The following is a 255-nucleotide window of genomic DNA, read 5'->3' on the forward strand; positions in this document are numbered from 1 at the left end:
ATTCCTCAGGCAGACCCAGTGGGAACTCCGCCTCGAAACGGGCCACGGCAAATAGGTTGCCGCCAAGCGCGTCGTCCACCCCGTTGCTCTGGTCGCGCGGCCCGATGCCGCCGGGCTCAAAGCCGCGCATGATGGATGGGCCAAGGATGAACCGGTCCACCGCGCGGTTGGTGCCGCTGTTCCAAGACAGCGCACCACCTTCGAGCGTGGCACGCAGGGTGACTTCCTCGTTAAAGATGCGCTTTTCGCCCGCGA

1 protein-coding gene is annotated in these 255 nt (G+C 65.1%); it reads right to left on the bottom strand.

The annotated features are described in order from the left end of the window. A partial coding sequence (locus FCK22_RS18230) for a BamA/TamA family outer membrane protein (RefSeq protein WP_169306126.1) occupies positions 1-255 on the bottom strand: 255 nt, incomplete at both ends.

The sequence above is a fragment of the Sulfitobacter sp. 15WGC genome, assembly GCF_005068605.1.
In the GTDB taxonomy this organism is placed as follows: Bacteria; Pseudomonadota; Alphaproteobacteria; order Rhodobacterales; family Rhodobacteraceae; genus Sulfitobacter; species Sulfitobacter faviae.